Here is a 24,141-nt window from a genome sequence, read left to right as displayed (position 1 = left end):
GGCCACCGCCCAAGGAGAAAGCATGATCGTCCGTCCCGTACGCAGCAGCGACTTACCTGCGCTGATCGAGCTGGCCCGCAGCACCGGCAACATCGGCCTGACCACCTTGCCGGCCAACGAAGAGCGACTGGCGCAGCGGGTGACCTGGGCCGAGAAGAGCTTTCGCGGCGAGGCCGAGCGCGGCGATACCGACTACCTGTTCGTGCTGGAAAACGACGATGGGGTGGTCGTCGGCATTTCCGCCATCGCCGGCGCCGTGGGCCTGCGCCGGCCCTGGTACAACTACCGCGTGGGCCTGACGGTCAGCGCCTCGCAAGAGCTGGAGATCTACCGCGAAATCCCGACCCTGTTCCTGGCCAACGACCTCACCGGCAACGCCGAACTGTGCTCGCTGTTCCTGCGCGCCGACCAGCGCAACGGTCTGGGCGGCGGCCTGCTGTCCAAGGCGCGCTTGCTGTTCATCGCCGAGTTCGCCGAGCTGTTCGGCAGGAAGGTGATCGCCGAGATGCGCGGCATGTCCGATGCGACCGGGCGCTCGCCGTTCTGGGAGAGCCTGGGCCGGCACTTCTTCAAGATGGAGTTCAGCCAGGCCGATTACCTGACCGGGGTAGGCAACCGCGCCTTCATCGCCGAGCTGATGCCCAAATTCCCGCTGTACACCTGTTTTCTCTCGGAAGCGGCGCGCGCGGTGATCGGCCGGGTGCACGAAGACACCGAGCCGGCCCTGGCGATGCTCGAACGCGAAGGCTTCACCTATCAGGGCTATGTCGACATCTTCGATGCCGGGCCTGCGGTCGAGTGCGAAACCGCGCGCATCCGCGCCGTGCGCGACAGCCAGACACTGGTGCTGGCGGTCGGCACGCCCGGCGACGACGCTACGCCTTACCTGATCCACAACCGCCAGCGCGAAGACTGCCGTATCACCGCCGCGCCTGCGCGCCTAGCCGCGGGCACCCTGGTGGTCGATCCGCCGACCGCCAAGCGCCTGCGCCTGGGCGCGGGCGACAGCGTGCGTGCGGTGCCGCTGTCGGCCGCGCGGGAGGTGCGCCCATGAGCACGCACTATATCGATGGGCAGTGGCAGGCCGGGCAGGGCGCGCCGCTGCAGTCGCTCGACCCGGTGACCCAGGCGACGTTGTGGCAAGGCCAGGCGGCCACGGCCGAGCAGGTCGAGGCGGCGGTGCAGGCAGCGCGACGCGCTTTCGCCGGCTGGGCCGGACAGGGCCTGGCAGCACGCATCGAGGTACTGCAAGCCTTCGCCGCGCAGCTCAAGGCCAATGCCGACGCCCTGGCCCGTTGCATCGGTGAGGAGACTGGCAAACCCTTGTGGGAAGCCGCCACCGAAGTCACCAGCATGATCAACAAGGTCGCCATTTCGCTGCAGAGCTACCAGGAGCGCACCGGGGAGAAAAGCGGTCCGCTGGGCGACGCGACTGCCGCCTTGCGGCACAAGCCCCATGGCGTGCTGGCGGTGTTCGGGCCGTACAACTTCCCCGGCCACTTGCCCAACGGGCATATCGTGCCGGCGCTGCTGGCCGGCAACTGCGTGGTGTTCAAGCCCAGCGAGCAGACGCCCAAGGTGGCCGAGCTGACGCTGCGCTGCTGGATCGCCGCCGGCTTGCCCGCTGGTGTGCTCAACCTGTTGCAAGGCGCGCGCGACACCGGTGTCGCGCTGGCCGCCAACGAAGGCATCGACGGCTTGCTGTTCACCGGTTCCAGCGGCACCGGTACGGCGCTGCACCAGCAGTTCGCCGGGCGCCCGGAGAAGATTCTGGCGCTGGAAATGGGCGGCAACAATCCGCTCGTGGTGGACGAAGTGGCCGATGTCGATGCGGCGGTCTACACCATCGTGCAGTCGGCCTTTCTTTCCGCCGGCCAGCGCTGCACCTGTGCGCGGCGTCTGCTGGTGCCCCGCGGGGCGTGGGGCGATGGCCTGCTGGCGCGCCTGGTGCAGGTCAGCCGCGCGTTGCGGGTCGATCGCTTCGACGCGCAACCTGCGCCGTTCATGGGCGCAGTGATTTCCCTGGGCGCAGCCGAGGCGCTGCTGGCGGCGCAGGCGCAGCTGCTGGCCAGCGGCGGCGTGTCGTTGCTGAGCATGACCCAGCCGCAGCCGGGCGCCGCCTTGCTCACGCCGGGCATCGTCGACGTCACGGCCTTGCCCGCTGCGCCCGACCAGGAGTTGTTCGGGCCTCTGCTGCAAGTGCTGCGCTACGACGATTTCGAGCAGGCCATGGCCCAGGCCAACGCCACCCGCTATGGCCTGGCCGCGGGGTTGCTGTCCGACTCCCAGGCGCGTTACGAGCAGTTCTGGCTGCACAGCCGCGCCGGCATCGTCAACTGGAACAAGCCGCTGACCGGCGCCGCCAGCAGTGCGCCGTTCGGTGGGGTGGGCGCCAGTGGCAACCACCGCGCCAGCGCCTACTACGCGGCCGATTACTGCGCCTACCCGGTGGCCTCCCTGGAGACCGCCAGCCTGGCCCTGCCGAGCATCCTGACGCCGGGCGTCAGCCTATGAGCCATCGACCTGGAGCTTTGTCATGAACGCCTTCGAAGTCAATTTCGACGGGTTGGTCGGCCCGACCCACAACTATGGCGGGCTGTCGTACGGCAACGTCGCCTCGCAGAACAACAGCCAGCAGGGTTCGAATCCGCGCGAGGCGGCGCGTCAGGGCTTGGCGAAGATGAAGGCCCTGGTCGACCTGGGCTTCCGGCAAGGCGTGCTGGCGCCGCAGGAGCGGCCGGACGTGGCCGGTCTGCGCCGCCTGGGCTTCACCGGCAGCGACGCCGAGGTGATTCGCCAGGCCGCCCGTGAGGCCATGCCCTTGCTGGTCGCCAGTTGCTCGGCCTCGAGCATGTGGGTGGCCAATGCCGCGACCGTCAGCCCCAGCGCCGACACCGCCGATGGCCGCGTGCACTTCACTGCCGCCAACCTCAACTGCAAATACCACCGCAGCATCGAGCACCCCACCACCAGCCGCGTGTTGCAGGCCATGTTCGCCGACCCTCGCCATTTCGCCCACCATCCGGCACTGCCGGCGGTGATGCAGTTCGGCGACGAGGGCGCGGCCAACCACACACGTCTGTGCCGCGAGCATGGCGCAGCCGGAGTGGAGTTCTTCGTGTATGGCCGCAGCGCCTTCGACAACCGTTTGCCGGTGCCGACCAGGTTCCCGGCGCGGCAGACCCTCGAAGCCTCCCAGGCCGTGGCCCGGCTGCACGGCCTGAGCGCCGATGGCGTGGTGTTCGCGCAGCAGAACCCGGCGGTGATCGACCAGGGCGTGTTCCACAACGATGTGATCGCGGTGGGCAATGGTGAGGTGCTGTTCCATCACCAGGACGCTTTCCTCGACAGCGACGCCGTGCTGGCCGAGCTGCAAACCAAGCTCGCCGCCAAGGGCGGGCGCTTGCAGGCCATCGGCGTGCCGCGCGCGCTGGTGTCGGTCGAGGATGCGGTGCGCTCCTACCTGTTCAACAGCCAGTTGCTCAGCCGCGCCGACGGCTCGATGCTGCTGGTGGTGCCCGAGGAATGCCGCAACCACCCGCGCGTGTGGAGCTACCTGCAAGGCCTGACCACCCAAGGCGGACCGGTGCGCGAGGTCAAGGCCTTCGACCTCAAGCAGAGCATGCAGAACGGCGGTGGCCCGGCCTGTCTACGGCTGCGCGTGGCGCTGAACACGGCCGAGCTGGCGGCGGTGAACCCTGGGGTCATCCTTGACGACGCGCTGCATGCCACGTTGTTGCAATGGGTCGAGCGGCATTATCGTGATCGCCTGACCGACGCGGACCTTGCCGACCCGCAACTGCTCGACGAGTCGCGCACCGCCCTCGACGAGCTGACCCGGATTCTAAAGTTGGGCGCGGTCTATCCGTTCCAACGCCAACCCTGAAAGAGAGAACCTGTAATGTCCGAAGCCTTGAGCCTGTTGCTGGAAGATGACGACGGCACCCAACTGCAAACCTCCTGCACTCGCTTTGCCGTGCTCTGGCAAGGCAAGGAAGTGTGGATTCAGCAGGACGGCCGCGGCCAGCTGCTGATCGGTGTCGACGTCGCCGAGGGCGACAGCGAGTACGCCAACCTGCTGCTGCGGCCGATGGCCACCAACCTGGTCAGCCTGCAACTGGAAATGGAAGCGGCCGAACTCGACGAAGACGACGACCACGTGCACGGCCCCGACTGCGGCCATCACCACTAAAGGACGCGCGCCATGCTCTCGCTCGGCAAACTGCTTGAACTGACCTTGGCCGGGCGTGAGCCGGCCGACAAGACCCAAGTGACCGTCGAGGGCGTGCGCCTGCGTTGGCTCGGCGAAGGCGCGCTCGAAGTGCGTCCTCCCCAAGCCTTGGACAATGGCTTGGACCTACTGCTGTCGGCAGGCATCCATGGCAACGAAACCGCCCCCATCGAACTGCTCGACGCGCTGATCGCCGGCATCGCCGGCGCTACCCTCACACCGCGCGCCCGCGTGCTGTTCCTGTTCGGCAATCCGCCGGCGATCCGTCGGGGCGAGCGCTACCTGGAGCAGGACATCAACCGTCTGTTCAACGGTCGGCATGCCGCCGCCAGCGGCGCCGAAGCCTTGCGCGCAGCGGAGCTCGAGCAGTTCGCCCGGGTGTTCTTCAGCCTGCCGGGGCGCACCCGGCTGCACTACGACCTGCACACGGCCATCCGCGGTTCGAAGATCGAGCAATTCGCCCTGTACCCGTTCAAAGAGGGCCGACGGCACTCTCGCCGCCAACTGGCCCGGCTACACGCCGCCGGCGTGGAGGCGGTGCTGTTGCAGCGCAAGCCGTCGACCACGTTCAGCGCCTTCACCTACGAGCGGCTCGACGCCGAAGCCTTCACCCTGGAACTGGGCAAGGCCAGGCCGTTCGGGCATAACGGCCTGGTCAACCTCGACCGCTTGCGCCAGCGGCTGTGGCAGCTCATAGAGGGCAGCGAGCCGTCGCTGGACGCTGAACTACAAGGCTTGCAGCTGTTCGGCGTGGCCCGCGAGATCATCAAGCACAGCGAGCATTTCCGCCTGCACCTGCCCGACGACATCGCGAACTTCGCCGAGCTGGAGCCCGGCTATCTGCTGGCCGAAGACCTGGCGCAGACACGCTGGGTGGTGGAGGAGCAGGGCGCGCGCATCATCTTTCCCAACCCCCATGTGAAGAACGGCCTGCGCGCCGGCTTGCTCATCGTGCCTGAGGCGGGGAACGAGCTCGAATAGCGTGCCATCGTGCGGCCTTGGCCGCTGTGTGCGGCGAAGCGGGCCGCCGCAGCGGCTGGATGAAAACCTTTTAACGGGCCTGTCGACCTCTTTTCCCACAAGCTGTGTCGTCAACGGGCTTGCCAGTGGCGAGAAGCTGCATTTAGCATCCGGGCCAGTCGTTTTTGTCCGCATCCACTTCGAAAGCCGTGTCTGCGACGCTTCCTAACGCATAAAACACACTGCACCGAGCTTGCAGGACCGATATAATGCGGCCCTTTGCCGTCGTTTCGTCGACGCGTTTGCCCCCAAGTGGGCCGCCGTTTCCGTGGAAGAACCTATGAAAAGCGCAGAAATCCGTGAAGCCTTCCTTCGCTTCTTCGAAGAGCAGGGCCACACCCGAGTTGCCTCCAGCTCGTTGATCCCGGGCAATGACCCCACCTTGCTGTTCACCAACGCCGGCATGAACCAGTTCAAGGATTGCTTCCTCGGCCAGGAAAAGCGCGCCTACACCCGTGCAGTCAGCAGTCAGAAATGCGTGCGTGCCGGCGGCAAGCACAACGACCTGGAGAACGTCGGCTACACCGCGCGCCACCACACCTTCTTCGAGATGCTCGGCAACTTCAGCTTCGGTGACTATTTCAAGCGCGACGCCATCACCTTCGCCTGGACCTTCCTGACCTCGCCGCAGTGGCTGAACCTGCCCAAGGACAAGCTCTGGGTCACCGTCTACGCCACCGACGACGAAGCCTACGACATCTGGACCAAGGAAGTCGGCGTGCCGGCCGAACGCATGGTGCGCATCGGTGACAACAAGGGCGCGCCCTACGCCTCCGACAACTTCTGGACCATGGGCGACACCGGCCCGTGCGGTCCGTGCACCGAGATCTTCTACGACCACGGCGCCGACATCTGGGGCGGCCCACCCGGCTCGCCGGAGGAAGACGGCGACCGCTACATCGAGATCTGGAACAACGTCTTCATGCAGTTCAACCGCACCGCCGACGGCGTGCTGCACCCGCTGCCGGCGCCGTCGGTGGACACCGGCATGGGCCTGGAGCGGATCAGCGCCGTGCTGCAGCACGTGCACTCGAACTACGAGATCGACCTGTTCCAGAGCCTGCTCGACGCTTCGGCCAAGGCCATCGGCTGCGACAACCAGGCCCAGGCTTCGCTCAAGGTGGTGGCCGACCACATCCGCTCCTGCGGCTTCCTCATCGCTGATGGCGTGCTGCCGTCCAACGAAGGCCGCGGCTACGTGCTGCGCCGCATCGTGCGCCGCGCCTGCCGTCACGGCAACAAGCTGGGCGCCAAGGGCAGCTTCTTCTACCAGATCGTCGCGGCCCTGGTGGCCGAGATGGGCGAGGCTTTCCCAGAGCTCAAGAGCCAGCAGGCGCACATCGAGCGCGTGCTCAAGGCCGAGGAAGAGCAGTTCGCCAAGACCCTGGAGCAAGGCCTGCGCATTCTCGAGCAGGACCTGGCGCAGCTCGACGGCAAGGTCGTGCCGGGCGACGTGGTGTTCAAGCTGTACGACACCTACGGTTTCCCCATGGACCTGACCGCCGACATCGCCCGCGAGCGCGAGTTGACCATCGACGAAGCCGGCTTCGAGCGGGAAATGAACGCCCAGCGCGAGCGCGCCCGTTCCGCCAGCGCCTTCGGCATGGACTACAACAGCCTGGTCAAGGTCGACACGCCCACCGAGTTTCTCGGCTATGCCGCCACCGAAGGCGAGGCCCAGGTCGTGGCCCTGTACCGCGACGGTCTGGCGGTCGAGCACCTGGCCGAAGGGCACGAGGGTGTGGTCATCCTCGACCGCACGCCGTTCTACGGCGAGTCCGGCGGGCAGATCGGCGACGTCGGCGTGATCGAAGTCGACGGGGCGCGTTTCGAAGTGCAAGACACCACCAAGACCGGCGGCGCCTTCCTGCACCACGGCGTAATGACCAGCGGCGCGCTGGAGCGCGGCGCCCAGGTCCAGGCGCGGGTCGAAGCCCAGGTGCAACAGGCCACCTCGCTGAACCACTCCGCCACCCACCTGCTGCACGAAGCGTTGCGCCAGGTGCTCGGCGAGCACGTGCAGCAGAAGGGCTCCTTGGTCGACAGCCAGCGCCTGCGTTTCGACTTCAGCCACTTCGAAGCGGTCAAGCCGGAGCAGATCAAGGCGCTGGAAGACATCGTCAACCGCGAGATCCGCCGCAACACCGAGATTCTCACCGAAGAAACCGACATCGAGACCGCCAAACGCAAAGGCGCCATGGCGCTGTTCGGCGAGAAGTACGGCGAGACCGTGCGCGTGCTGAGCATGGGCGGCGATTTCTCGGTGGAACTGTGCGGTGGCATCCATGCCAAGCGCACCGGTGACATCAGCCTGTTCAAGATCGTCAGCGAGGGCGGCGTGGCTTCGGGCGTGCGCCGTATCGAAGCGGTCACCGGCGCTGCGGCCCTGGCCTACCTGAACGCTGCCGAAGAGCAGGTCAAGGAAGTGGCCCAGCTGGTCAAGGGCAACCGCGACAACCTCATCGACAAGCTGGCGGCGGTGCTCGAGCGCAACCGTCAGCTGGAAAAACAACTGGAGCAGTTGCAGGCCAAGGCCGCCAGCGCCGCAGGGGACGATCTCTCCAGCGCGGCCGTTGAGGTCAAAGGCGCCAAGGTGCTCGCCGCCCGCCTGGATGGGCAGGATGGCAAGGCGCTGCTGGCGCTGGTCGACCAGTTGAAGAACAAGCTCGGCCACGCAGTGATCCTGCTGGGCAGCGAGCATGAAGGCCGGGTCGTGCTGGTAGCCGGCGTGACCAAGGACCTCTCCAGCCAACTCAAGGCTGGCGACCTGATGAAGCAAGCCGCCGCGGCGGTAGGCGGCAAAGGCGGCGGTCGTCCGGACATGGCTCAGGGTGGTGGCGTCGATGTCGCCGCGCTGGACAAGGCCCTGGCCCTGGCCGTGCCGTTCGCCGAGCAGGGACTTTGAGATGCCGCGGGCGGTGAAACGCTGAGCCCGGTCTGCCTGTCCGCTCGGGGAGGCGGCTCGGGCGGCGCTCCGCTCGCCGGCAGGATGGATTGTTTACTGGGGCCCCTCGGGGCTGAGGCACCTTTGAAATGGCGTTGATCGTACAGAAATTTGGCGGCACCTCTGTCGGTTCCATCGAGCGGATCCAGCAGGTTGCCGACAAGGTCAAGAAATTCCGCGAGGCAGGCGATGATCTGGTGGTCGTGCTGTCGGCCATGAGCGGCGAAACCAATCGCCTGATCGAGCTGGCCAAGCAAATCAGCGACAAGCCCGATCCGCGCGAGTTGGACGTGATCGTCTCCACCGGCGAGCAGGTCACCATCGCCCTGCTGGTGATGGCGCTGCTCGAGCGCGGTGTGCCGGCGGTGTCTTACACCGGCAACCAGGTGCGCATCCTCACCGACAGCGCGCACAACAAGGCGCGCATCCTGCAGATCGACGACCAGAAGATCCGCGCCGACCTGCAGGCCGGTCGCGTCGTCGTGGTCGCCGGCTTCCAGGGCGTGGACGAGCACGGCAACATCACCACCCTCGGCCGCGGCGGCTCGGATACCACGGGCGTGGCCCTGGCAGCGGCGCTCAAGGCCGAGGAGTGCCAGATCTACACCGACGTGGACGGCGTCTATACCACCGATCCGCGCGTGGTGCCGCAAGCCCAGCGTCTTGAGAAGATCACCTTCGAGGAGATGCTGGAAATGGCCAGCCTCGGCTCCAAGGTGCTGCAGATCCGTTCGGTGGAGTTCGCCGGCAAGTACAACGTCCCGCTGCGCGTGCTGCACAGCTTCAAGGAGGGTCCGGGTACCCTCATCACCATTGACGAAGAGGAATCCATGGAACAGCCGATCATTTCCGGTATCGCTTTCAACCGCGATGAGGCCAAGCTGACCATTCGCGGCGTTCCGGACACCCCGGGCGTGGCGTTCAAGATCCTCGGCCCGATCAGCGCTTCGAACATTGAAGTAGACATGATCGTGCAGAACGTGGCGCACGATAACACCACCGATTTCACCTTCACCGTGCACCGCAACGAGTACGATCAGGCGCTGTCGGTGCTGCAGAACACGGCCCGCGAGATCGGTGCGCGTGAAGTCATCGGTGACATCAAGATCGCCAAGGTGTCCATCGTAGGCGTCGGCATGCGCTCCCACGCGGGCGTTGCCAGCCGTATGTTCGAAGCGCTGGCCAAGGAGAGCATCAACATCCAGATGATCTCCACCTCCGAGATCAAGGTTTCGGTGGTGCTCGAAGAGAAGTACCTGGAGCTGGCCGTACGTGCGTTGCACACCGCGTTCGAGCTCGACGCGCCCGCGCGCCAGGGCGAGTAACACGCTGTAGGGAAGGGCGCGGCTTGCCGCGCCCTTTCGCGTTTCTGGCGATCGCGCACGTGCCTGTCCTTGCGCATGCGATCGCTTGGGGTCGATGGCCCCACCACTAGACTGTTATCCCTGATGAATTGTTTGAGGAGTAAGTTATGTTGATTCTGACTCGTCGGTGCGCCGAGAGCCTGATCATTGGCGACGGTGAAATCACCGTCACGGTTCTGGGCGTCAAAGGCAATCAGGTGCGCATTGGTGTCAGCGCCCCTAAGGAAGTGGCCGTTCACCGCGAAGAAATCTACCTGCGGATCAAGAAAGAGAAGGACGACGAACCAACCCTTTAATTTTTATCGAGTTTTTTTCAAAAAAAGGTTTGCAAACGGGGAGGGGTCTGGTTAATATACGCCCCGTGTTGCGGTGAGGTGGCCGAGTGGCCGAAGGCGCTCCCCTGCTAAGGGAGTATACCTCACAAGGGTATCGGGGGTTCGAATCCCCCCCTCACCGCCATTATTTCGCGATATAGGTTGTTATCGCCCAAGTAGTTAAGTCGTTGAAATTAAACGAAAAATAGCTTGGCAAACGTTTCAATCGACCTATAATGCGCTGCAAAACACGGACCCATAGCTCAGCTGGATAGAGTACTCGGCTACGAACCGAGCGGTCAGAGGTTCGAATCCTCTTGGGTCCGCCACTTTTGAAGTGGCTTTGTACATCAAGGCAGCTTCATCAGCCAGTGGTAATCTGGTCTAAAACTACCGTCACGGACCCATAGCTCAGCTGGATAGAGTACTCGGCTACGAACCGAGCGGTCAGAGGTTCGAATCCTCTTGGGTCCGCCACTTTTGAAGTGGCTTTGCATATCAAGGCAACTTCAGCAGCCAGTGGTAATCTGGTCTAAAACTACCATCCCGGACCCATAGCTCAGCTGGATAGAGTACTCGGCTACGAACCGAGCGGTCAGAGGTTCGAATCCTCTTGGGTCCGCCATATCTAAGAAGCCCGCTTTTCAAGCGGGCTTTTTGCTGTCTGCGATTCGCGCAATCATGGAAATCTGTTTCCATCCTCTCCTGCACCAGGCCTGCCAGGCCCGGCACCCTAGGCCGCACATAACGCTGCGGCTGTTGTCATAGACTCATCGCGACAACGTTCACCCTGGACAAAAATTTAAGCGAACCAACCGCTTGGGCAGTGTATGATTGCGCCCGTCAGCCCCGCCGGGGCTTGTGGAATACCACCATGGACTTACCCAGTAGTTACTTATCCCTACGCTTGTTCAAGCCTGAACTGACCGATTGATTCCCCCGGCGTGCTCCGCTGCTGGGAGTGGAGTTCGCCTATGACCGAAATCGAAGTAAAGAAGAGCCAAGACAGCCTGCAGGACCGTCTGGCCCAGGTAATCGAGCTGCTGCAGCGTCAGCGTGTCGTCGAAGACCTGACCCATCGCCAGGAAGGTCAGCACCACGACCTGGTGGAAAACCTCGTCCACCGGCAGAACCTCGTCGAGCTGCAACGCAAACTCGATGACCTGCACCCCGCCGACACCGCCTACATCCTCGAAGCCTTGCCGCTGGAAGACCGTCTTTCGGTCTGGCAACTGGTGCGTTCGGACCGCGACGGCGACATCCTCCTCGAAGTCTCCGACGCTGTCCGTGAAACGCTCATCGCCGACATGGACGACCACGAACTGCTGGCCGCCGCCAAGGAGATGGACGCCGACGAACTGGCCGACCTGGCGCCGGAGCTGCCCCGCGACGTCGTCCACGAGCTGATGGAAACCCTCGACGCCCAGCAACGCGAGCGCGTGCGCTCCGCGCTGAGCTACGACGAGGAGCAGATCGGCGCGCTGATGGACTTCGAGATGGTCACCATCCGCGAAGACGTCAGCCTGGAAGTGGTGTTGCGCTACCTGCGCCGCCTCAAGGAACTGCCCAACCACACTGACAAGTTGTTCGTGGTCGACAACGGCGGCATCCTCAAGGGCGTGTTGCCGATCAAGCGCCTGTTGGTCAACGACCCGGAGAAGCAGGTGGCGGAGGTCATGGCGACCGACCCCGTCAGCTTCCGTCCCGAGGAAGATGGCTACGACGCCGCCCAGGCCTTCGAGCGGTACGACCTGGTTTCGGCGCCGGTGGTGGACAAGAGCGATCGCCTGATCGGCCGTCTGACCATCGACGAAATGGTCGACCTGATTCGTGAGGAAAGCGAATCCGAAGTGCTCAACATGGCCGGTTTGCGCGAAGAGGAAGACATCTTCGCATCGGTCTGGCGCTCACTGCGCAACCGCTGGGCATGGCTGGCGATCAACCTGATCACGGCATTTCTGGCGTCGCGGGTGATCGGCCTGTTCGAAGGCTCCATCGAGAAACTGGTCGCCCTGGCGGCGCTCATGCCTATTGTGGCCGGCATTGGGGGCAACTCGGGCAACCAGACCATCACCATGATCGTGCGCGCGATGGCGCTTGATCAGGTAAGCCCCGGCAATACTGTGCGATTGATGCGCAAGGAGTTGGCGGTCGCCTTGATCAATGGTCTGGTATGGGGTGGGGTGATTGGCGCAGTCGCCTATTGGCTGTACGGCAGTTGGTCGCTGGGCGTGGTGATGACCGGCGCCATGACCCTCAACCTGCTGCTCGCGGCATTGATGGGGGTGCTGATCCCCATGACTTTGATGCGCATGGGCAGAGACCCAGCCATGGGTGCCAGCGTGATGATCACTGCCGTCACGGACAGTGGCGGTTTCTTCATCTTCCTTGGATTGGCTACGCTGTTCCTGCTTTGAATGCGCGCATCCAGCGCATTGAAAATGCCAGCGTAAGCGTGGAGATGCGCCTGTTAAGCAATTAGGGCCGCTCAGCGGCCCATCGCGGCTGAAGCTGCTCCAACAGGATCACACCTATTCTGTTGGAGCGGCTTCAGCCGCGATGGGCTGCAAAGCAGCCCCAATCAATAGTGTTTCGGCCTAACTGACTAGCGTGAGCTGGCTCAATGCTGAGCGGCAGCGATCAGGAAGCGTCGGCAGCCATTTCAGCGTCGTGTGCGATCAGTGACACCAGCGCGTTCTGCTGGCGGTGGGAGAGCTGGCGAAAACGTTGTAGCAGCTCGCGCTCATGCAGGGTCAGCTCAGGGCTGTCCATGCGCATACTCAGTTCATCACCCAGAGCACCTTCCTGAATCAAGGTCTGTTCGAGGCGAGCGATGATTTCGGAATTCATACTGCGGTGATGGTTGCGCGACACTTCGGCGATACGCTCACGCATGCCGTCTGGCAAGCGGACGACGAATTTGTCAGCGGTGCGGCTCGAGTAGATAGCCTGTTTCAATGGGCGCATATAAATTAACCGGTTCTTCTGGTTCAGGGGGAGCGGTTCGCAGATGGCCCGCACGGTGAAGGTACGACCGTAATCGAGGCAAAATGTTCAACCGCTGCGGTGACAAGGACCGTATATTGCCTGAGGGTCGTCGGTTCCTTGGCGTCAAATCTGTGACAAATAGTGAGCTGGGTGCAGGCTTTTTGCCAGCACCGATTATCAGAAATGTGTACTGGTTTGAAAAGTGAAAGGCCTGTCACGCATTTTCATCTGAAAAGAATGAGCCCAAGCTCGAGTAACAGGGGTCAGAGACCTGAGTCCCCTGAGCACGCCGTGCGCTCAATAGTCGAGGAGCCTGCCATGACCTGTGTGAACGCTTCGTCAAATGACCGGGGTCGGCTCATCCTACTGGTAGGCCCGTCGGGGGCGGGCAAGGATTCGCTGTTGCAAGCGGCCCGGCCCGCGCTGGAAGCGCAGGGCGTAAGGATCGTCCGGCGTACCATTACCCGTTCCCCGGAGTCGATAGGAGAGGAAGCGTTGGGTGTGTCTGCGCAGACGTTCCAGCACATGCGGGCACAGGGCGAGTTTGCCCTGCACTGGCAGGCCAATGGCTTGTGCTATGGCATCCCGCGCGAAGTGGACGATTGGCTGGCGGCTGGCAATTCGGTCTTGGTCAATGGCTCGCGTGGCCATCTGCAACAAGCGCGCGCGCTGTACCCGGATCTGCTCGCCATCTGCCTCGACGTTGCGCCCGGGGTGTTGCGCGAGCGCTTGCTCGGTCGAGGTCGGGAGCGACCCGAAGAGGTGGAGCAACGGCTGGCGCGCAATGCTCTACTGAGCGGTTCCCTGCCCAAGGATGTGCGGCATCTGGACAATTCAGGCGCGCTCGAGACGGCGGTCGGTGCACTGTTGGCTGTACTGGAGGAAGAGGGCGTCATCACAGCGGGCCGCCCCTCACAGCACGTGTAATCAAAGCTTGCACTCGAGCAGCCTGATTCCTACATGACAAACGGCCGAACGCTGGTTAACATGCACGCCTTCCTTGCCGCTGGCGTCTGCCGACGGCACCAGGGTCTCAGTAGCTCAATTGGATAGAGCATCCCCCTCCTAAGGGGAAGGTTGCAGGTTCAAATCCTGCCTGGGACGCCATCTTATCCACGCCTCCCAACGCTGTAGCGCTGCCTGCCAAAATGTTCATGTGCTGCTGCTTGGACGATGCAAAAACCACGTCCAATATCCCTTCAAATGGCAGGCGTAATAGGGCTACGCAGTGAAAATCTGGCGCCTTACAAAGAACCTGCCAGCTTGGTTTCGAGAACGCCTTTCTTGCCCTGCGCCTCGGGCACCACATGAAGCATGCTGCGGGCGTAGCCAAAGCCCATCTTCACTTCTTGCCAGACATAGACGTTCTTGCCCGGCTGGGTGTCGATCTTCAGCATGGTCAGGTTCTCGGCGTCAGACCCGATCGTATGGGCGCCGGCCGGTACATCCGCGACTAGATAGGTGTGCGCTGCAGTGGCGCCGATCACGCGACCGTCGACCATAACATTCATCTTGATGGCTGCGCCCAGCGTCTCGTTGCGGTAGATGTAGATCCTCGACATGTCAGGCACGCTGGCGAAGCGCTTCATTTCACTGTCGGCTACCGGGTCGCCCATGGGCACCGAAGCGCAACCATGAAGGGCGCCGACCAGGGCAAACATGCCCGCTACCTTTTTCATTGCGATGTCCTATCTGTAGATGGTGGCAAAGTGATGCTGGCCGAGGTTTATACCTTGCCCGTAAGCATCTGCCAATCACCCTCATTCCCGAGCCATGCGCAGCCTCTCGTCAACCGGGCCGGTTATACAATTTTTTCCCATAACTTTGACTCATGCGGCGCGGACTTTTTCTATCAGCACTGAGTTGTGATGTATGGCTAGATATCCGTGTCACCAATCGCAAGCTGTTTGAAACCATGCCGAAGTTGCACAGCTTACATATCGAGCGGCATGCAGCACTGGCTTCGTGTGTTACCGATCCTGAATGCGTTGACCTACGCACTTCGAACGCCATACGACCCCAAAAGGTGCGCATAAAACAACAATAACCCCCCACGTCATCGGTAGCGGCCCGCAATGGCCCGACTGTCCGGAGGATAATAATGAACAGCATCGACCCCGTCACAGCCCTGATCCAACAACGCAAACCCCGCCACGTCTTGCCCCGCGCGCTTTATTTCGACCCCGACGTCTACCGCCTGGACCTCGAGCAGATCTGGCACAAGGACTGGATCTTCGCCGGGCACACCTTCGAAATCCCCAAGGCCGGCCAGTACTTCACCTTGCAGATCGGCGACTATCCGGTGGCCGTGGTGCGTGGCAAGGACGGCGAGGTGCGGGCGTTCCACAATGCCTGCCGCCATCGCGGGGCGAAAGTCTGCGAGCACGCCAGCGGTAAGGTGGCCAAGCTGGTCTGCCCCTATCACAAGTGGACGTTCGAACTTGACGGCAATCTTCTCTACGCGGGCAATATGGGCAGTGAATTCGATCGCGCCAACTACGCATTGAAATCGGTCCACCTGCAGATCGTAGAGACGTACATCTATGTCTGCGTGGCCGAAAAGGCGTCGGATTTTTCGAGTTTCCGCGCCGCTGTGACCCCGTTCATCGCTGCGCACCGGCTCGACGACTGCAAAGTGGCGTTCGAATCGAACTTGATCGAGAAGGGCAACTGGAAGCTGGTGTTCGAAAACAACCGCGAGTGCTACCACTGCGACGGCACGCATCCGGAACTGCTCAATTCCTTCGTCGAAAACCTGTCGGTGGCGGGGGTGGGCGGCGAGGACGATCCGCAGCTGGTGGCGCACTGGGACCGTTGCGAAGCCGCCGGCATGCCCAGCCGCCTGAACATGGACCCGCACGGGCGTTTCCGCATGACGCGCATTCCGCTGTCAGCAGGGGCGGTGAGCTACACCATGGACGGCAAACCCGCGGTCGCCGGCCGCCTGGACGCAAGCGCAGAAGCGGACATCGGTGCGCTGTTGTACTTCAACTATCCCTCTACCTGGAATCACTTCCTGGGCGACCACGCCTTGAGTTTCCGGGTGTTGCCCATCGGTCCCGGGGAAACGCTGGTCACCACCAAATGGCTGGTGCCTGCCTCGGCAGTGGAAGGTGTGGACTACGATCTGGATCGCCTGACCAAAGTCTGGCTGGCCACCAACGATCAGGATCGCCGCCTGGTCGAGGGCACTCAGGCGGGTGTGTCGTCACCTGCGTACGAACCAGGACCGTTCTCCGAAAACGCCGAAAACGGTGTGTGCCAATTCGACGATTGGTATTGCGCGACGATGCTGGACCGTCTCTCCGGGAGGCCGGCGTTCAAGTCGGTGAGTTGAATGCCGCAGTGGCCCAAGGGCGTCGCTGACCTCATCGGGCCGAGGCAGCGAGGTCATGCATGCCCATGCCGCTCGGCAGCGACCGAGCGATCGCATGGCCTTGCAACCACTGCACGATGGCTGTCACGGTGGGCGTGACGTCCCGGCCTCTGGGAATGACCAGGTAGTAGGACTGACGGGGTTTGACCAGCGAAGGCTCGAGCCGCACCAACTCGCCGCTTTCAATCAGGTGATCCACCAACCGCCCCCAGCCCAGGGCGACGCCGTAGCCGCCCACTGCTGCATTGATCACATCGGTGTACAGCGTGCAACGCAAGTTGATGTTCAGCTTGCCTACTGTGGCGCCCAGTTCCTTGAACCAACCCGACCAGGTCAGCCAACCCTCGGAGGTCGAGTCGGATTCCAGCAAGCCCGCCCCTGCCAGCTCCGCCAAGTCGGTAGGGAGCGGGTTGCGTGCCAACCAGGCGCGTGAGCACACCGGAAACACCTCTTCCTCGAACAAGGCGATCGACTGGCCATCGGCCCAGTGACCATGGCCGAAGCGAATCTCCATATCGTAATTGGGCGTTTTCAGATCTCCCGTGAACATCTGCGTGGCCAGGCGCAACCGCACGTGCGGCAGGACGTCGGCCAACTGGCCCAGGCGCGGCATGATGCGCAGTTGCGACACGGGTGCGGTGGAGGCGAGCACCACATCTTCGCGCTCGTGGCCTTCCATCAGCTGATCGAAGCCGCTGGCGATGTTCTGCAACGACCCGGAAACGATGGCGAACAGCGTCTCGCCGGCTTCGGTCAGGTGGATGCGGCGATGGGCGCGTTGAAACAGCTGCAAGCCAAGCGTGTCTTCCAGCGCTTTGATCTGCTTGCTGACCGCAGCCTGGGAAACGCCGAGTTCGTCGCCGGCCAGGGTGAAACTGCGTAATCGCGCAACCGCTTCGAACTGCAGCAACGCCGTCATCGAGGGAATGATGCGTCGGTAGCCTTTGACGGGCTCGAGGTGCTTCATGAAAAGACTCATCCGCAGGTGGGTTGGCTGCCGGCGTTTGCAGCAGGGGCGGTACTGAAGCGCCTTCGCCCGTTTTGGCAATGAGTGTTAACAGTTTTTCCTGATTCGGGCTACAGCGCGGTTGCTTCGGATCGGGCCGCTTCGGGCGAGCTGACTCGGGCCTGGTGCACGCTGCCGCAAGTGAGTGAGGCGTGGAGATGCGAAATGTCCCGTGCTTCTGTGCATGGAACGTCTCCGCCCGAGCCAACCTCCAAGTTCTACGTATAGACGAAGAACACATAAGCGACCCGTCAGCCTCGAGTCCCCTTCGAGACTGATCGCCAGAGGGTCGGAGAGAGGTGATTACGATGAAGATCGGTTGTCTGGCATGGGGCTCGTTGATCTGGAAGCCTGGCGACTTGCAACTCGCCGGCCAATGGCATGCCGACGGACCTGCGGTGCCTGTGGAGTTCTGCCGGGTAGCCGATGGGGGCGAGCTGTCCACCGCCATCTGCCTAGGCGCCACCTGCGTCGATGTGTTGTGGGCCCGGTTGGCGACGTCGTCGCTCGAAGAAGCATGTGCGCAATTGGCGAAACGCGAGGCCATACCTGCCGGTCGCCATGATGGTGTGGGCACCTTGCTGGTGCACCAGGACGACGGTGTCGACGGTCTCAATCGCTGGGCATTGCGCCAGGGTCTAGATGCGGTGATCTGGACCGCGCTGCCGCCGCGCTACCTGAACATCGAGAGCCGTATTCCCACGGCAGTGCAGGCCATCACCTACCTCAACGACCTCGAAGCGAATACCCAGGCCCATGCGCGCGACTATATCCAACAGGTACCGGCGCAGATCGCCACCGGCTATCGCCCGTTGTTCGCGGACAAACTGGGCTGGTGAGGGGCTTGCACCCAGCTCCATGGCCGCATAGCCGTGTCTGCGGCTTACCGGTTGCGCGGCGTATCCAGCGCCGGTGACCAGACGTGATGCCCGCAACGCTCGCAGACGATCTTCTCCTGCGGCTCGTGATACACCCCGAAGCCACAGCTCACGCAGCTGTACAGGCCAGCCACCGGAGGCGATACGTATTCGGCGCGATGCTCGTCCGGCAGGACCGACAGACCCGCCCGCGTATCCTCCAGGTCATAGAAATACAGGCTCAAGTCGCCGTCGGTCTCCAGCAGCCCCAACCGAACCTGGCCCAGGTGCTCGACGCCTTGCTGGCGCAGTTCCATGAACAGCTCGTTCGAAGAAATGTTCAGGTTGCGCAACGAGTGGATTTCGTACATGCCGTCCTTGACCACGGTGATGGGCAACCCGTCGATCCATGCCTCGCACCGCTTGCTGCGTTTCATGGCGTAGATCGTGCCGCGGTACAGCAACAGCAGCGTCACGAACACCAACAGCACGGGCAGGATGGGCACATCTTCATAGAACGTGACGTCGCCGGCGGCCGAGCCCAGCGTGAGGATGACCACCAGCTCGAAGCGCGACAGTTGCTTGATGCCACGACGGCCGCTGAACTTGAGAAAGCCGAACACGGCCAGGAAGGCGACCAGTACGCGGCCCGACACTTCCCACAGGAACGTCAGCGGCAACTCGCCCATCAGCATTCTCTGTGTGTCGAAGGCGATCATGAAGGTCTTCCTTGGGCCTGGCCGTTGAGTGCTCGATTGACCGCCTGGCGTGCGGCGAGTTCATGGGCCGACGCGCCTTGGAGCCTGCGGCAGCAAGGCGCTCACCCCCTTGCACGGCACCTTTCATCCCACAAGATTTGACCAACAGGTCAAACCTGCCTAGGGTATCGCCCCCGTTTTTTGCTCGAGACCACCATGACCGACCGTGCTTCGATCCCCGCTGCCGTCTACCTACTGGGGTTGACGATCTTCTCCCTGGTCACCGCCGAATTCATGGTCGCCGGCATCATGCCGGCCTTGGCCGCGGAATTTTCCGTGAGCCTGGCCCAGGTCGGCAATCTGATCGCCTTCTACGCCTTGGGCATGGCCCTGGGCGGCCCGCCGGTGACCATGCTGCTGATCGCCCGTGGCGTCAGCAACAAGCGTGCGCTGCTGGGGCTGTTGGCGGTGTACGTACTGGCCGGGGCCTTGGGGGCGGTGGCCACCGACTATTCGGTGCTGCTGCTGGCGCGTGTGTTGATGGGCGTCACCAGTTCGGCCTGTCTGGGCCTGTGCATGACCCTTTGCGCCGGCCTGGTGCCTGCTGCGCAGCGCGGGCGGGCGATCGCCATCGTGCTGGCGGGGTTGATGATGTCGCCAGTGGCCGGCGTGCCGATGATCAATCTGGTCGAGCACAGCTTCGGCTGGCGCGCCAGCGCCTGGGCGATCGTGCTGCTGTCGCTGCTGTGCACGCTGCTGGTGGCGACCTGCCTGAAACAGGACCCTGCCGACCGGCAACCGCCGCTGTCCCGGCAGTGGGCGGCATTGAGCAACCCGAGCCTGTGGGGCGCCTACCTCACCAGCGGTCTGATCATCGGCGCGACCTTCGCCGGCTTCAGCTACATCACGCCGATCCTGATCGAAGAGGTCGGCGTACTGCCCAGCCACGTGGCGCCGCTGCTGGCGCTGTATGGCGTGGCCAACCTGCTCGGCAACATGATCGTGGGGCGCGTCGCCGACCGGCACACCTTCGCCGCCTTGGGCTGGGGGCTGGTACTGTTGGTGGCGGCGATGGCCGGCTTTGCCATGGCCGGGCAAGTGGTGTGGCTGAACCTGACCTGCTTCCTGGCCATCGGCCTGACCGGCGTGGCGCTGAACCCGGCGATGGTGGCACGGGTGATGAAGGCGGCCGAGCCCGGCGCGCTGGTCAATGCCCTGCACACCTCGGTGATCACCGCCGGCCTGGCGTTGGGCAGTTGGGCGGGCGGCGAATCCATCGACGCCGGTTTCGGCCTGCGTGCGCCGTTGTGGGTGGGTGCGGCCATGGCGGCGGTTGGCCTGCTGAGCGTGGTGCGTCCTTGGCTCGCGCGTGCGCCGGTGACCCTGGCCAAACCCTGCGTCTAGCCTCAGGCCGGGCCGTGCGCAGACATTCGGTTACTTTCACCGGCCATGGCTGTACGTGTATCGTCCGCTCCTGCGTTCGGGCCGCCGCGCTGGCGCTCGCACGCAGGTAATTCCGTCAACAACAGGATGTCCTTCCATGGCCCGCTCGCGTTTCCTGCCCGACAACTTCACCCTCATGCTGGTCGCCGTGGTGCTGACCGCGACCCTGTTGCCGGCCGCAGGTCAGGTGGCGGTGGCCTTCGACTGGATCACCAACATCGCCATCGGTCTGCTGTTCTTCCTGCATGGCGCCAAGCTGTCGCGCGAGGCGATTCTGGCCGGGGCCGGGCACTGGCGTCTGCATGGGCTGGTGTTCGTCTGCACCTTCGTGCTGTTCCCCTTGCTCGGTCTGGCGCTGCGCCCGCTGCTGCTGCCGCTGGTGGGCAAGGATCTGTACATGGGCTTTCTCTACCTGTGCACGTTGCCGGCCACGGTGCAGTCGGCCATCGCCTTCACTTCGCTGGCCCGCGGCAACGTGCCGGCGGCGATCTGCAGCGCGGCGGCGTCGAGCCTGATCGGCATCTTCATCACTCCGCTGCTGGTCACTTTGCTGATGGGGGTGCACGGCGACAGCGGCTCGACGCTCGAGGCGATCCGCAAGATCAGCCTGCAACTGCTGGTGCCCTTCGTGGCCGGGCAGATCGCGCGGCGCTGGATCGGCGGGTGGGTAGGGCGCAACCGCAACTGGCTGAAGGTGGTCGACCAAGGCTCGATCCTGCTGGTGGTGTATTCGGCCTTCAGCGCGGCGGTGATCGGCGGCCTCTGGCAGCAAGTGCCACCGCTGCTGCTCGGCTGGCTGGTGCTGGGCTGCTGCGTGCTGCTGGCGCTTTCGCTGGGCGTGACGGCGCTGCTCGGTCGGGTATTGGGCTTCAGCGTCGAGGACCGTATCACCATCCTGTTTTGCGGTTCCAAGAAAAGCCTCGCCACGGGTGTGCCGATGGCCCAGGTGCTGTTCGCCGGCAGCACCATCGGCCTGCTGATCCTGCCGCTGATGCTGTTCCATCAGATTCAGCTGATGGTCTGCGCCGCCTTGGCGCAACGCTATGCCCGTCGCCCGGAAGCGCCACTGGCGACGGCCGAGGCGGCCAAGGCCGCCGAGTGAGGATCGCCCTCAGCCTTTGAACGCGCTCAACGGCTGACGCTGGCGACCCTGTTCGTCGAAGTTGCTCGGCGCCAGCCAGGCGCCGAACGCCGCCTTGAGTGCCGGCCATTGGCTGTCGATGATCGCGTACCAGGCCGTGTCGCGGCTGCGACTTTTGTACAGCACCGCCTGACGGAACGTACCCTCGTAGACGAACCCCAGCCGCTCGGCCGCCCGCCGCGACGGCAGGTTGAGGTCGTCGCACTTCCATTCGTAACGCCGGTAGCCGAGTGTGTCGAAGGCATAGGCCATCAGCAGGAACTGCGCTTCGGTCGACAGCGCCGATTGTTGCAGCGCCGGCGAAAAAATCACGTGCCCCACCTCGATCACCCCATTGGCCGGATCGATGCGCATCAGCGCCAGGGTGCCCACCGCCTTGCCGCTGGCCAGGTCGATCACTGCGAAGTGCAGCGGGTCGCTGCTGCGCGCGGCGGCTTCGGCATGGGCCTGGTACTGCGCCAGGGTGTCGAAAGGGCCGACGGGCAGATACGTCCAATGCCGCGCGTCGCTGGCGGCGGCATAGGCGGCGTACAGGTCGGCGGCGTGCAGCGCAGCATCGAGCGGCTGCAGACGGCAATGGCGGCCGACCAGGGTGACGGCGGTCGGGCGCGGGCGTGGAGAGCAGTCGGCAATCGCCGGGCCGATGGGTTGGGCGTACTCGTTGAGGCGGGTCATGGTGGAAATTCCTGCACTGAGGGTGCTTGCACTGTAGCGCGTCGATGGCCGGGTGGAAGAGCCATTGCCCCGTGTTTGCGGGGCACCAATCGCCTGCATCGATGCGGGCTGGATGGCGCATGGCAGACGCTGTGCAAACAGCCGCCAATTGGAATGAATCTTTCCCGCAGCCCACCGCTCCCATAACCATGTGACGATTTGGGAGGCCGAAATGGCAGGTCAGCAGCTTTATGTAATCGAGTATGCGCTTCACGCGCAGCCGCGCACGTTCATCATCCGTCTGGAGCGCATGGACAATGCCCAAGCTTGGCATTGGGCCAGTTGTGATGCAGGAGTGGGGATCATTCCCCGGTTCGGTCAGCACCAGATCAAGCGGGTCAGCCGGCCCATGGCCGAGCGTTACGGCATCACCGAGGTGAAGTGGCGTCTGGCCGGGCAGGGCCCGGAATTCGTCGCGCCGCCGATCGACCTCAAGGGCATGGGTGATTCCGCGTCGCAGCGCTGTACGACGGGCGCGTGAAGGGTACGAAGGCCATCTCCGGGTAAGCGCGCAGATGGCCTTCGTCGTTGTGTAGGGAGCAGTTCCGGTAGTCGCTGACGTTTTGTTCGCACAGCGCTGGCACCTCCAAAACTCCCAAACCCGTACCAACACCGCATGCAGGGCTTGTCCATGCCGAGCGATGCGCCCGTGCCGAACACGCCGCTAGATATGCAGCGCTCGCCCCAGCGCCTTCAACGCCGCTTCCTGCACCGCCTCGCCCAGCGTCGGGTGGGCATGGATGGTGCCCGCCACATCCTCCAGGCACGCGCCCATTTCCAACGACTGGGCAAAGGCCGTGGACAGCTCGGAAACCCCCACACCCACTGCCTGCCAGCCCAGGATCAAATGGTTGTCGCGGCGCGCCACCACGCGCACGAAGCCGCTGCGGCTTTCCAGGGTCATGGCCCGTCCGTTGGCGGCGAAGGGGAACTGCGCCACCAGGCAATCGAGGCCTTGCTCACGGGCCTGCTCGGGGGTGAGGCCGGCGACCACCAGTTCCGGGTCGGTGAAACATACCGCCGCAATGGCAGCCGGGTGGAAGCGCCGGGCGTGGCCGGCGACCAATTCTGCGACCATCTCGCCCTGGGCCATGGCCCGGTGCGCCAGCATCGGCTCGCCCGTGAGGTCGCCGATGGCCCAGACGTTGCGCATGCTGGTCTGGCAGCGCTCGTCGACCTTGACCGCCGCGCCGTCCATGGTCAGTTGCAACGCCTCCAGATTGAAGCCCGCGCTGCGCGGGCGCCGACCGGCCGCCACCAGCACCCGGTCGCAGCCCAGGCACAACGTCTCGCCTTCGGGCGTGCGCACGTGCAGGCCTTCGTCATCGTGGCCTTCGACACGGTGACCCAGGTAGAGCTCGATGCCCAGCGCCTTCATGGCCTCCAGCACCGGCGCGGTCAGCTCGGCGTCGTAGCTGGGCAGCACGCGCTCGCGCGCTTCCACCACGCTGACCCGCGCGCCGAGCTTGCGGTAGGCGATGCCCAGCTCCAGCCCGATATAGCCGCCGCCGACCACCACCAGGTGCTGAGGCAGTGTCTGCGGCGACAACGCCTCGGTGGAGGACACCACCGCACCGCCCAGCGGCAGCATCGGCAATTCGACACTGGTGGAACCGGTGGCCAGCAACAGGTGTTCGCAGCGGATGCGTTGCTCGCCGACCTGTACGGTCTTGCCGTCGAAGATCTGCGCCCAGCCGTGCACCACCGTGACCCGATGCTTTTTCAGCAGGCCGGCCACGCCCGTGGTGAGACGGTCGACGATGCCATCCTTCCACGCCACGCTGCGGCCGATGTCCAGGCGCGGTGCGCTGGTGCTGATGCCCAGGCTGGCGTCGGTGGCGCGCTTGCCGGCCTGGTGGAACTGTTCGGCCACATGGATCAGCGCCTTGGATGGGATGCAGCCTACGTTCAGGCAGGTGCCGCCCAGGGCCTGGCCCTCGACCAGCACCGTAGGAATGCCCAGTTGCCCGGCGCGGATGGCGGCGATGTAGCCACCGGGGCCGCCGCCGAGGATCAGCAGTGTGGTGTTCAAAGTCTCGGGCATG

The 24,141-nt window shown here is 63.9% G+C and carries 21 protein-coding genes and 5 tRNA genes; 20 read left to right on the top strand and 6 right to left on the bottom strand.

Annotated elements, in window-relative coordinates; translation table 11 throughout:
* Positions 1 to 22: 22 nt before the first annotated feature.
* The 13 genes from astA (at position 23) to mgtE (ending at position 12,290) form a co-directional block, all read left to right on the top strand.
* Complete coding sequence (astA, locus tag AA0Z93_RS01570) at positions 23 to 1,054, top strand: arginine N-succinyltransferase (RefSeq protein ID WP_413046696.1); 1,032 nt, start codon at positions 23 to 25, stop codon at positions 1,052 to 1,054.
* Positions 1,051 to 2,514, top strand: a complete 1,464-nt coding sequence (gene astD, locus AA0Z93_RS01565; protein ID WP_413046697.1) for a succinylglutamate-semialdehyde dehydrogenase — start codon at positions 1,051 to 1,053, stop codon at positions 2,512 to 2,514. The genes astA and astD overlap by 4 nt, the downstream gene beginning before the upstream one ends.
* A 22-nt stretch (positions 2,515 to 2,536) precedes the next feature.
* The gene (astB, locus tag AA0Z93_RS01560; protein ID WP_413046698.1) at positions 2,537 to 3,886 is read left to right on the top strand and encodes an N-succinylarginine dihydrolase; all 1,350 of its coding nucleotides are present in this window, start codon (positions 2,537 to 2,539) and stop codon (positions 3,884 to 3,886) included.
* Positions 3,887 to 3,901: 15 nt separating this feature from the next.
* Positions 3,902 to 4,192 (top strand): topoisomerase II, encoded by a 291-nt coding sequence (locus tag AA0Z93_RS01555; RefSeq protein ID WP_296264411.1) that lies wholly within the window; start codon positions 3,902 to 3,904, stop codon positions 4,190 to 4,192.
* A 12-nt stretch (positions 4,193 to 4,204) separates the two neighbouring features.
* Positions 4,205 to 5,212, top strand: coding sequence for a succinylglutamate desuccinylase (gene astE, locus AA0Z93_RS01550; protein WP_413046699.1), 1,008 nt, complete (start codon positions 4,205 to 4,207; stop codon positions 5,210 to 5,212).
* 319 nt (positions 5,213 to 5,531) lie between these two features.
* Entirely contained in the window at positions 5,532 to 8,156 is a 2,625-nt protein-coding gene (gene alaS, locus AA0Z93_RS01545) for an alanine--tRNA ligase (RefSeq protein WP_413046700.1), read from the top strand.
* A gap of 128 nt (positions 8,157 to 8,284) precedes the next feature.
* A complete protein-coding gene (locus AA0Z93_RS01540; protein ID WP_413046701.1) occupies positions 8,285 to 9,520 on the top strand; it encodes an aspartate kinase in 1,236 nt (411 codons plus the stop codon).
* A gap of 146 nt (positions 9,521 to 9,666) precedes the next feature.
* Positions 9,667 to 9,855 (top strand): carbon storage regulator CsrA, encoded by a 189-nt coding sequence (gene csrA, locus AA0Z93_RS01535; protein WP_313741099.1) that lies wholly within the window; start codon positions 9,667 to 9,669, stop codon positions 9,853 to 9,855.
* 72 nt (positions 9,856 to 9,927) lie between these two features.
* Positions 9,928 to 10,018, top strand: a tRNA-Ser gene (locus tag AA0Z93_RS01530).
* A gap of 107 nt (positions 10,019 to 10,125) precedes the next feature.
* Positions 10,126 to 10,202, top strand: a tRNA-Arg gene (locus tag AA0Z93_RS01525).
* Between the two features lie 71 nt (positions 10,203 to 10,273).
* Positions 10,274 to 10,350: transfer RNA gene (locus AA0Z93_RS01520), tRNA-Arg, on the top strand.
* A gap of 71 nt (positions 10,351 to 10,421) precedes the next feature.
* A tRNA-Arg gene (locus AA0Z93_RS01515) sits at positions 10,422 to 10,498 on the top strand.
* 349 nt (positions 10,499 to 10,847) lie between these two features.
* On the top strand, positions 10,848 to 12,290 hold the full coding sequence (gene mgtE / locus AA0Z93_RS01510) for a magnesium transporter (protein WP_413046702.1): 1,443 nt from the start codon (positions 10,848 to 10,850) through the stop codon (positions 12,288 to 12,290).
* Positions 12,291 to 12,513: 223 nt separating this feature from the next.
* Here the strand turns inward: mgtE and AA0Z93_RS01505 are convergent, their stop codons facing one another.
* Positions 12,514 to 12,840 carry an Arc family DNA-binding protein gene (locus AA0Z93_RS01505; RefSeq protein WP_413046703.1) on the bottom strand — a complete coding sequence of 109 codons (327 nt, stop codon included), beginning with the start codon at positions 12,838 to 12,840 and terminating at the stop codon, positions 12,514 to 12,516.
* 339 nt (positions 12,841 to 13,179) lie between these two features.
* Here AA0Z93_RS01505 and phnN point away from each other — a divergent pair, with 339 nt between their 5' ends.
* Together phnN and AA0Z93_RS01495 are read left to right on the top strand one after the other, a co-directional pair.
* Positions 13,180 to 13,788 carry a phosphonate metabolism protein/1,5-bisphosphokinase (PRPP-forming) PhnN gene (phnN, locus tag AA0Z93_RS01500; RefSeq protein ID WP_413046704.1) on the top strand — a complete coding sequence of 203 codons (609 nt, stop codon included), beginning with the start codon at positions 13,180 to 13,182 and terminating at the stop codon, positions 13,786 to 13,788.
* Between the two features lie 103 nt (positions 13,789 to 13,891).
* Positions 13,892 to 13,968, top strand: a tRNA-Arg gene (locus AA0Z93_RS01495).
* A 137-nt stretch (positions 13,969 to 14,105) separates the two neighbouring features.
* Here the strand turns inward: AA0Z93_RS01495 and AA0Z93_RS01490 are convergent.
* Positions 14,106 to 14,540, bottom strand: coding sequence for a DUF2846 domain-containing protein (locus AA0Z93_RS01490; protein WP_413046705.1), 435 nt, complete (start codon positions 14,538 to 14,540; stop codon positions 14,106 to 14,108).
* 422 nt (positions 14,541 to 14,962) lie between these two features.
* Here AA0Z93_RS01490 and AA0Z93_RS01485 point away from each other — a divergent pair, with 422 nt between their 5' ends.
* Complete coding sequence (locus AA0Z93_RS01485; RefSeq protein ID WP_413046706.1) at positions 14,963 to 16,198, top strand: aromatic ring-hydroxylating oxygenase subunit alpha; 1,236 nt, start codon at positions 14,963 to 14,965, stop codon at positions 16,196 to 16,198.
* A gap of 31 nt (positions 16,199 to 16,229) precedes the next feature.
* Here the strand turns inward: AA0Z93_RS01485 and AA0Z93_RS01480 are convergent, their stop codons facing one another.
* Positions 16,230 to 17,204, bottom strand: a complete 975-nt coding sequence (locus tag AA0Z93_RS01480; RefSeq protein ID WP_413046707.1) for a LysR substrate-binding domain-containing protein — start codon at positions 17,202 to 17,204, stop codon at positions 16,230 to 16,232.
* A 347-nt stretch (positions 17,205 to 17,551) separates the two neighbouring features.
* Between AA0Z93_RS01480 and AA0Z93_RS01475 the strand changes: the two genes are divergently transcribed.
* Positions 17,552 to 18,082 (top strand): hypothetical protein, encoded by a 531-nt coding sequence (locus AA0Z93_RS01475; protein WP_413046708.1) that lies wholly within the window; start codon positions 17,552 to 17,554, stop codon positions 18,080 to 18,082.
* 44 nt (positions 18,083 to 18,126) lie between these two features.
* Here AA0Z93_RS01475 and AA0Z93_RS01470 read toward each other — a convergent pair whose 3' ends face one another.
* On the bottom strand, positions 18,127 to 18,819 hold the full coding sequence (locus AA0Z93_RS01470) for a DUF421 domain-containing protein (protein ID WP_413046709.1): 693 nt from the start codon (positions 18,817 to 18,819) through the stop codon (positions 18,127 to 18,129).
* A 195-nt stretch (positions 18,820 to 19,014) separates the two neighbouring features.
* Here AA0Z93_RS01470 and AA0Z93_RS01465 point away from each other — a divergent pair, with 195 nt between their 5' ends.
* Entirely contained in the window at positions 19,015 to 20,202 is a 1,188-nt protein-coding gene (locus AA0Z93_RS01465) for an MFS transporter (RefSeq protein ID WP_413046710.1), read from the top strand.
* 136 nt (positions 20,203 to 20,338) lie between these two features.
* Positions 20,339 to 21,343: a bile acid:sodium symporter family protein gene (locus AA0Z93_RS01460; RefSeq protein ID WP_413046711.1), complete on the top strand. Its 1,005-nt coding sequence runs from the start codon at positions 20,339 to 20,341 to the stop codon at positions 21,341 to 21,343.
* A gap of 9 nt (positions 21,344 to 21,352) precedes the next feature.
* Here the strand turns inward: AA0Z93_RS01460 and AA0Z93_RS01455 are convergent, their stop codons facing one another.
* Entirely contained in the window at positions 21,353 to 22,057 is a 705-nt protein-coding gene (locus AA0Z93_RS01455; RefSeq protein ID WP_413046712.1) for a GNAT family N-acetyltransferase, read from the bottom strand.
* Between the two features lie 211 nt (positions 22,058 to 22,268).
* On the opposite strand from AA0Z93_RS01455, the gene AA0Z93_RS01450 reads away from it, so the two are divergent.
* Positions 22,269 to 22,577 carry a DUF6555 family protein gene (locus AA0Z93_RS01450; RefSeq protein WP_296264376.1) on the top strand — a complete coding sequence of 103 codons (309 nt, stop codon included), beginning with the start codon at positions 22,269 to 22,271 and terminating at the stop codon, positions 22,575 to 22,577.
* A gap of 183 nt (positions 22,578 to 22,760) precedes the next feature.
* On the opposite strand, the gene lpdA is transcribed toward AA0Z93_RS01450, so the two are convergent.
* Positions 22,761 to 24,140: a dihydrolipoyl dehydrogenase gene (gene lpdA / locus AA0Z93_RS01445; protein ID WP_413046713.1), complete on the bottom strand. Its 1,380-nt coding sequence runs from the start codon at positions 24,138 to 24,140 to the stop codon at positions 22,761 to 22,763.
* Between the last annotated feature and the right edge of the window lies 1 nt (position 24,141).

Source organism: Pseudomonas phoenicis (assembly GCF_047302395.1).
Classification (GTDB): domain Bacteria; phylum Pseudomonadota; class Gammaproteobacteria; order Pseudomonadales; family Pseudomonadaceae; genus Aquipseudomonas.
The sequence above is the reverse complement of the archived record's forward strand: the minus strand, read 5'-3'. Positions and strand labels throughout refer to the sequence as shown.